We start from the raw sequence: 6,824 nt of genomic DNA, 5'->3' as shown, positions 1-6,824 counted from the left end.
TATATAGGCGAAACAAACTTTCGTATATACACCCAAATTAAGGTAGATTAGCGAAGGTTTGTTTCGTTTTTCGCTTTTTCAAATATATTGTTTTTTTCTTACAAATTATCAAATACACTTTTTAGTTGTGTAGCATTTCAACTTCCTTACAAATCAAATTTTATCCCTTGCGCTAGGGGTAAACTCGTGGTATAATTGATGGTATTGGTTTGGCGGCGCATATAGATTTTCCAAGCATCAGATCCCGATTCTCTCCCGCCGCCTGTTTCTTTTTCGCCTCCAAAAGCCCCGCCAATTTCGGCTCCCGAAGTGCCTATGTTTACATTGGCAATCCCACAATCGGATCCTGTGACCGACAAGAACAACTCGGCTTCGCGCAAATTATTAGTCATAATAGCCGAGGATAATCCTTGAACCACTCCGTTTTGAATTTCGATAGCATTTGCAACCGAACCAGCGTATTTTAATAAGTACAAAATAGGCGCAAAGGTTTCGTGTTGCACAATTTCAAACTGATTGCTTGCCTCGACAATGGCTGGTTTTACATAACAGCCACTTTCGTATCCTGTACCCATAAGCGTTCCGCCAGCGACTATGATTTTTCCGCCTTCGGCAACTACTTTTGCAAGTGCGTTGTTATACATTGCAACAGCCTGTTTGTCAATAAGCGGTCCAACATGGTTGTTTTCGTCTAATGGATTTCCTATTTTTAATTGGTTGTAAGCAGAAACTAGCGCGTCTTTTACTGTATCATATACACTTTCGTGAACAATCAAACGACGGGTCGAAGTGCAACGTTGCCCCGCTGTTCCTACTGCGCCAAAAACGGCTCCAATAATGGTCATTTTAATATCGGCATCGGGAGTGACGATAATAGCATTGTTGCCTCCTAATTCTAAAAGTGATTTCCCTAAACGTCCTGCCACAGACTGTGCCACGATTTTACCCATTCGAGTAGATCCTGTTGCCGAAATTAGCGGAATCCGTTTATCGTTGGTCATCCATTCGCCTACTTTATAATCGCCGTTTATCAGGCACGAAATACCTTCGGGTAGATTATTTTCTTGGATGACTTGGGCAATAATATTTTGACAGGCAATGCCGCAAAGTGGTGTTTTCTCAGAGGGTTTCCATACGCAAACATCACCGCAAATCCAAGCCAAAGCGGTGTTCCAAGCCCAAACCGCTACCGGAAAATTAAATGCTGATATGATGCCAACAATTCCCAAAGGATGGTATTGTTCATACATGCGGTGTCCTGGTCGTTCGGAGTGCATCGTTAGTCCGTGTAATTGTCGTGAAAGTCCAACGGCAAAATCGCAGATATCGATCATTTCCTGCACTTCGCCATAGCCTTCTTGTAACGATTTACCCATTTCATAAGAAACCAGTTTACCTAAGGCTTCTTTGTTTTGACGTAGTTTATCGCCAAACTGCCTTACGATTTCGCCTCGTTGCGGCGCTGGCAGTAATCGGAATGTCTTAAACGCCTCAGCCGCAGTTTGCATGACTTTTTGATAATCGGCTTCGGAAGTTGTTTTGACCGAAGCGATTAATTGACCGTCTACTGGCGAGTAACTTTCTAGAATTTCTCCATTCGAAAAATGGTTAATTCCTGTTGAGGTGCCTTCGTTGACCGATTGTATGCCTAATTGCTCGAGGGCATTTTTGATTCCGAATTGGGTTGCTAGTGTTGTTGCCATGGGTTGTTATTTTAAAAGAGAATCTGAAAACCATATCAAAGATATTGTTTAAACAGATAGAAATAAACTCGGGAAATTATTTTCTTTGAAAACGATTATTTTACTTCTTTAATCAAATAAATATACACCGGAAAGTGATCACTAAAGCCAACTTCGTTAGCCGAATGGCGAATAGGATAGCCTTTGTACTGACCTGTGTTTTGAATCATGAAAGGCTTGTTGAAGATCCCCGCTTTCCAATACTGATATGAGGTATAGTCATTTTTGATTAAGCTTTCTGAAACCATAATTTGGTCAAATATATCACCTGCATCCCTATAAAATAAAGTGGCATTCCCGTCTTTTGCCATTTGCTCAAAAGGATTGTAGACTCCAAATGGCTTTACTTCTGACTTTTTTAATTTGGCTCCAATGCCTTCTTTTACACTTTTATTATTGGTACTATCATTTAAATCGCCTAGAATAATGATTTTCGATTTTGGATTTTTTTTGTAAATGGAATCCATAATTTTTCGGGTTAATCTACCAGCGGCCTCGCGAAAAGGGCTGCTTTTCTTTTCGCCTCCCGCTCTAGAAGGCCAGTGATTGACTAAAATGTTTATTTCTTCGCCTTCCAAAAAACCAGTAACTAGCAGTATATCTCTGGTATAAACTCTTTTTGAATTTACTATTTCTGCAGCATCTGTATCGGATGCATCATCGTCAATTTCAAATGATTTCTTTTCAGAATTGCTGTCTTTGTTTCGATAAACCAATAAAGGAATATTGACAAAACTTGTGGGTTTGAAATATTTTTTTTGATACAAAAAGCCTACATCAATGCCTCTTTTGTCTGGGGAGTCAAAATGTACGATGCCATAATCACTCGAAAGCAGGTTGGGCTGTTTGATTAAATCTTCTAGAACGCCACGATTTTCTATTTCGGAGCAACCTATAAAAGTGGGAGCTTTTTTTTGTTGTTCGTTGGTTCCAATTTGCAGGAGCACCTTGGATAGGTTTTCTAGTTTTTGATGGTATTTTTTCGAAGTCCACCGTTGCGTTCCTTTGGGTGTCCATTCCTCATCATTATTAGGATTGTTGATGGTATCAAAAAGATTTTCGAAATTGTAAAATGCCACTGTATGCATCATGAATTTCGCGTTTTGAGCTCGAAAAATAGTAATGTTAAACAAACAAAACAAAACAATAATGATTTTTTGAGCCTTCATAAAAATGCGTATTTATTTACAAAAAAATTGGATATAAAAGTAAACAATATAAATTAAATATGTATTTTTACTTTGTGCTAATTTATGTACAAAAAAAGCAGTTATTTATGAAAATACGAATATGTTTTATTTTTTTTATATTTCAAATCGGATTGATTTATGGGCAATCTAATACGGGTATATTTGGAACAATTGTAGATTCAAAAACACAAAATCCTTTGCAAAGTGTTGTTGTATCGATACAAAACACTCTTTTAACGCAATTGACAGATGCCGAAGGGAAGTTTTTATTTAATGCTGTCAACACAGGAACCCAATTAGTTCGAATCAAAAGTCAAGGCTATAAAGAGCAATTACTTCAAATAGAAATTGTTGAAGACAAGTTGTTGGATTTGGGCATTATTTATTTTGAAAATGATATTTCACAAGAAAAACAAGCAGAAATAATTACCTTATTAGAAACCGACTTAGACGATGACACCAGCGGTTCCGAAAACACTTCTAGTTTATTACAATCTTCACGAGATATTTTTTTGCAAGCCGCAGCTTTTAATTTTGGAGCGGCTCGATTTAGTGTTCGAGGCTTAGATTCTAAATATGCAAATGTGATGATTAATGGCATTTCGATGAATCGATTTGCCGATGGAAGACCTCAATATAGTAACTGGGGCGGGTTGAATGACGCCACTCGAAATCAAGAATTCACTAATGGTTCATCGCCTTCAGACTATGTTTTTGGTGGCGTAGGAGGGACCCAAGAAATTAACACCAGAGCTTCGATTTATAGACCTGGAACACGAGTTTCATTTTTGAGTACCAATACCAATTATAGTTTTAGATTGATGGGAACAACGGCTTCGGGCATTGATAAAAATGGTTGGGCTTATGTTTTTTCTGCCGGAAAACGCTGGGCACAAAACGGCTATTTTGAAGGGACAAATTATGACGCTAACTCAAGTTTTTATAGTTTAGAAAAGAAAATTAACGATAAGCATAGCCTGAACTTTACGACTATTTATGCTCAGAACAAAAGAGCTAAGAATTCACCAAATACAACCGAACAATCAGATTTAGTAGGAGTAAAATACAATTCATATTGGGGTTTTCAGGAAGGAGAGAAACGAAATTCACGTGTAAAAAAAATAGAAGAACCGCTGTTTCTTTTAACCCATTATTGGAAAGTAAATTCTAATACCAATTGGAACACTTCTCTTTCACATCAAATAGGACAAATAGGCAATAGCCGCATCGATTATACAAAAGCAGCTAATCCTGACCCTACTTATTACCAAAAATTACCGAGTTACTATACCAACTCATTTTATAAGGGAGTTTATCTGGGAGATACTCCAGAAAATAGAAGTAATGCAGAAGATAATAGACAACGTTTTCTGGCTAATAAACAACTGAATTGGGCTGAAATGTATCGGATTAATGGTGAAAATCTAGCAAACGGAAGCCGATTTGTTTTGTTTGAAGATCGAAATGATGAAAAAAGTACCAACATCAACACGAATGTTTCTAGCCAACTTTCGGACAATATTCTATTGACAGCAGCCGTAAATTATTCGAGTTCTAAAACTAAGAATTTCAAGAATATGTTGGATCTTTTGGGTGGTAATTTCTTCAAAGATATCAGCACTTTTGGCAGGGGAGACCAGCAACAATCGGATTTGAATAATTTTGATAGAACTTTAGGAGTTGGAGAACAATATGGATACAATTACCAGATGGATGTTTCCAGATTAGAAGCTTTCACACAATTTAAATTCGTTTATAAAAAAGCCGATTTTTATTTGGCTCAAACCTTCACTAGTTCCAGCTTTCAAAGAAATGGATTCTATAAAAACGGTTATTATCCTGATAATTCTTTTGGGAAAAGTAAAAAAGTAAACTTCGATACATTCGGATTTAAAGGCGGTTTTACCTATAAAATATCAGGGCGGAATTTTATAGATTTCAACGGAATTTATATGACAAAAGCGCCAACATCAAAAGAGGCTTTTTCGAATGCAAGAGTCAATAATACCATTACGGATGGTGTTACAGCCGAAACGATCAAGAGTCTAGACATGAGTTATATTCTAAAAGCACCCAGTTTTAAAGCCCGATTCACAGGCTATTTTTCTGAAATACTCGATGCCTCCGAAATCAATTTTTACTATGCAGATGCTATAGGCACTGATGAAAAAGGAGTATTTGCTTCGGAGGCGATAACTGGAATGAACAAAAGAAATATAGGGATAGAAACAGGGCTGGAATACCAACTCACGTCAACTTTCAAAATCACAGCTGTTGCAGCTTATGGAGATTATAGAATTGCCAATAATCCAAATATAAGATTATCCAATGATGCATCGGCGAACGTAACAAATTATGGCGAAACTAAATTATCGGGATTGCGACAAGCCGGAATGCCCCAACAAGCCTATTCCTTTGGAGTAGAATATCGAGATCCAAAATATTGGTGGATAGGTGCCAATGCGAATTATTTATCGGATAATTATTTGGATGTTGCTTCCATTTCGAGAACCGATAATTTTTATTTAAATCCTGACAATGATTCCATAGCCATTGATCAATTGCTAGCCGATAGTTATTTGAAACAAGAAAAATTCGATTCGTTTTATTTGGTCAATTTGGTAGGTGGAAAATCATGGAAAATTGACAAGTATTATCTCGGTTTTTTTGCCATAGTCAATAATGTTTTAAACCAAACCTACAAAACTGGCGGTTTTGAACAATCCCGTAATGCTACCTACCGACAAGTATTTGAAGATCATCAAAGCAATGGCCCGAGTGTATTCGCTCCAAAATATTTCTATGGCTACGGAAGAACATTCATGGTCAATTTTTATTTAAGCTTTTAAAGACGTCTGTTATGAAAAATCAAATCACATACAATAGCCTGTTTTTTGGAATTCTTTTTTTACTGTCAGCTTGTGTCAATACTACTTTTGATGAACCGGTATATAATTGTATTGATCCAGCATTGTCAAAAACAAAAGAAGTTGCAGCGATTTATACATTGGCTAAAATCACCACAGCTATTTATACCGAAGACGATATTATTGAGGCCTATGTTATTTCTAGCGATGAAGGCGGCAATTTTTACAAGAGCATGTATTTTCAACCTTTGGATGGTTCAAAAGGATTCAATCTTTCGGTGGATGAATCATATACCTATACCAAACATTTTGAACCGGGTAAAAAAGTATTTTTGAAACTTAAAGGTTTAGCCTTTGCCAATACGAGTAGTAATTCCAAAGGATTAATTTTTGGAGCTCCACCCACTGAGCAATATGCAGTAGATAGAATATCGATTTTTAACTATAAAAACCATTTAATTCCATCTTGCGATAGGGTTAGCGAAGACGACATTGTTCATAAAATTACTTTGGCACAAGCCGCGAGTGATGTTTACTTAAACACGCTAGTAGAAATAGATGATGTACAATTTAAGACCGATTGCGCCACCTATAGCAAAACCGATTATGATACAAGTCTAAAAATCACCAATGGACCAAACACTTTAGATGTAAGAACGAGTAGGTATGCTAATTTTGCTGGATTTACGGTTCCTTCTGGACGAGGAAAAATTAGAGGTGTTTTGGCAAAATTTGGATTAACCTATCAACTCATTCTAAGAACCGAAAAAGATGTGCAATTTACCAATCCAAGAGTGCAAACAAATGTATTACCTAAAGGAGGAACAAGCCTTCAATATTTGGGTACTTTCACCGAAAATTTCGAGAGTTATGCAGCTACAACTACAGGCATTAGTACGCCAAAATACATCAACGATGCTGCAATTGGCAGTAAATATTGGGATATAGCTACATTTAGTTCTAACAAATACTTACAAATGTCAGCTTATAATGCAGGCTGCTCAAAAACTTATTTTATTATTCCA

At 36.8% G+C, this 6,824-nt stretch carries 4 protein-coding genes; 2 read left to right on the top strand and 2 right to left on the bottom strand.

Annotated features, from left to right (window positions below; genetic code table 11):
- Positions 1-146: 146 nt before the first annotated feature.
- Positions 147-1,703 (bottom strand): aldehyde dehydrogenase family protein, encoded by a 1,557-nt coding sequence (locus ACKVOD_RS12640; RefSeq protein WP_409209828.1) that lies wholly within the window; start codon positions 1,701-1,703, stop codon positions 147-149.
- 95 nt (positions 1,704-1,798) lie between these two features.
- The gene (locus ACKVOD_RS12635; protein ID WP_409209827.1) at positions 1,799-2,911 is read right to left on the bottom strand and encodes an endonuclease/exonuclease/phosphatase family protein; all 1,113 of its coding nucleotides are present in this window, start codon (positions 2,909-2,911) and stop codon (positions 1,799-1,801) included.
- Positions 2,912-3,018: 107 nt separating this feature from the next.
- Here ACKVOD_RS12635 and ACKVOD_RS12630 point away from each other — a divergent pair, with 107 nt between their 5' ends.
- A complete protein-coding gene (locus ACKVOD_RS12630; RefSeq protein WP_409209826.1) occupies positions 3,019-5,781 on the top strand; it encodes a carboxypeptidase-like regulatory domain-containing protein in 2,763 nt (920 codons plus the stop codon).
- A gap of 11 nt (positions 5,782-5,792) precedes the next feature.
- A partial coding sequence (locus ACKVOD_RS12625; protein WP_409209825.1) for a DUF5689 domain-containing protein occupies positions 5,793-6,824 on the top strand: 1,032 nt, incomplete at its 3' end.

It is taken from the genome of Flavobacterium sp., from assembly GCF_046155325.1.
In the GTDB taxonomy this organism is placed as follows: Bacteria; Bacteroidota; Bacteroidia; order Flavobacteriales; family Flavobacteriaceae; genus Flavobacterium.
This window is presented reverse-complemented; position numbering and strand designations above follow the sequence as displayed.